The sequence below is a fragment of the Mitsuaria sp. TWR114 genome (genome assembly GCF_007997345.1).
In genome coordinates, this window is sequence record NZ_VOSR01000449.1 from 1 (window position 1) to 2,230 (window position 2,230).

The window sequence follows — 2,230 nt, forward strand, 5'->3', positions numbered from 1 at the left end:
GTCGAGGTCGGCGTCGTCGAGCACGACCAGCGCATTGCTCCCGCCCAGCTCCAGCGAGACCTTCTTCAGGTGGCGGCCCGCCAGTTCGCCGATGCGGCGCCCCACGCCGACCGAGCCGGTGAAGGAGATCATCGCGATGGCCGGATCCTCCACCAGCGCCTCGCCCACGGCCGCGCCGCCCGGCAGCACGTGCAACAGGCCGGCGGGCAGGCCGGCGGCCTCGAAGACGCGGGCGATCAGGAAGCCGCCGCTGACCGGCGTGCGCGGATCGGGCTTGATGACGACGGCGTTGCCCGCGGCCAGTGCCGGGGCCACCACGCGCAGCGTCAGCACCAGCGGGAAGTTGAAGGGCGAGATCACGCCCACCACGCCCAGCGGCACGCGCCGCGCGAGGGACAGCCGGCCCGGCGTGCTGGGCAGCACCTGCCCCTGCGACTGCAGCGGCATGGAGGCCGCGATCTGGCAGAACGCGATGGCCTCGCGCAGCTCGTGCTGGCCCTTGGGCAGGATGGCGCCGCTCTCGCGGGTGACGAAGAGCGCCAGCTCGTCGAAGTGATCCTGGAACAGCTGCGCCGCGCGCAGGAACACCGCGGCGCGCTCGCGCGGCGGTGTGGCCGCCCAGCCCGCCTGCGCCTGCGCGGCGATGCGCGCGGCCGGCGCCACGTCGGCCGCCACGGCAACGCCGGTGCGCGTCAGCACCGCGCCGGTGGCGGGCTCGATCAGGTCGGCGGACTCGGCGGCGGCGCGCCAGCCGCCGCTGTACACGTGCTCTTGCCACAGGGCGGGGTCGAGGAAGGGTCGAGAGGTCATGTCAGGCCACGCTGAAGAGGTTGAAAGGCACGAACCCGGTGTTCGCTCGCCCTCTTCCAGTGCAACGCCCGTGCCGCGCCGTGCCAGGGCGGCGCGCCGCCGCGGTGCATCGATGCGCCGGCCTGGATCGTTTTCAGAGTGAAACCATCGCCCGCCCTGGGACTTTCCCTGCCCTCAATGTGAATGCCACTTTCACGGGTTATCCCGGGTCATCGATATTTATGAAATGAAAACAATTTGAGGACCCGACCCGCGGTCGACCTGCTCAATTGATCAAGCCATGACCAAGCCGCCTCGCATCTCCCTGGCCGAAGTGGCCCGCCAGACCGGCGCGATGCTGCGCCGCGGCGACAGCCGGCACTTCGTCGAGGCACAGCAGCCGACGATGGACGACCTGACCGAGTCACTGTTCTTCTCGCCCGGCGACGGCCGCATCTGGCTCAACGACCAGCGCATGCTGCTGCTGCACAGCTCCGCCGTCGGGCACCTGCGGCGCGAGCTGATCGACACGCTGGGCCTGGAGCGCGCGCGGGGCCTGCTCACGCGAGCCGGCTACGTCTCCGGCGCGCGCGACGCGCAGTTGGTGCGCGAGCGCTGGCCGCAGGCCGACGCGGCTAACGTCTTCATGGCCGGCACGCGGCTGCATGCGCTCGAGGGCGTGGTGAAGGTGACGCCGCTGGCCTTCGACTTCGACATCGACCGCGGCACCTACGAGGGCGAGTTCCTCTGGGAGCACTCCAGCGAGGACGACGAGCACATCAGCGCCTACGGCATCGGCACCGAGGCGGCCTGCTGGTCGCAGGTGGGCTACGCCACCGGCTACGTGACCAGCCTGTTCGGGCAACTCGTGATCTTCCGCGAGGTGGAGTGCCGCGCCATGGGCGCGAGCGTCTGCCGCGTGATCGGCCGCCATGCCGCGGCCTGGGGCGACATCAGCGAGGACCTGCGCTACCTGGAGGCCAAGGACTTCCGCCGCATCAACGCCGCCGCGGAGCCCGCCCCGACGCCGCGTGCCGCGTCGCCCGACACCCGTGGCGAGCGGCCCGCCGAGCGTGATGGAGACCCCGCCGAACGCCACGCAGAAGGCCATGCAGGCCACCAAGCCGAACGCCACGACATCGTCGGCGCCTCCTCCGCCTTCAACTCCGCCTGCCACCAGCTCGCGCGCGTGGCGCCCACCCGCGCCACCGTGCTCTTCACCGGCGAATCGGGCGTGGGCAAGGAGGCCTTCGCGCGCCGGCTGCACCGCGTCAGTCCGCGCGCGGCCGGGCCCTTCATGGCGGTGAACTGCGCGGCCATTCCGGAGACGCTGATCGAGAGCGAGCTCTTCGGCGTCGAGCGCGGCGCGTTCACCGGGGCCAGCCAGTCGCGCCCTGGGCGCTTCGAGCGGGCGCACGGCGGCACGCTGTTCCTGGACGAG

The 2,230-nt window shown here is 71.8% G+C and carries 2 protein-coding genes; one reads left to right on the plus strand and one right to left on the minus strand.

What is annotated here, in order from left to right; genetic code table 11:
- Positions 1-810: aldehyde dehydrogenase family protein (locus tag FUT87_RS16250; RefSeq protein WP_147241688.1), on the minus strand; the 810-nt coding region annotated here is incomplete at its 3' end.
- Between the two features lie 280 nt (positions 811-1,090).
- On the opposite strand from FUT87_RS16250, the gene FUT87_RS16255 reads away from it, so the two are divergent.
- Positions 1,091-2,230: sigma 54-interacting transcriptional regulator (locus tag FUT87_RS16255; protein ID WP_186830572.1), on the plus strand; the 1,140-nt coding region annotated here is incomplete at its 3' end.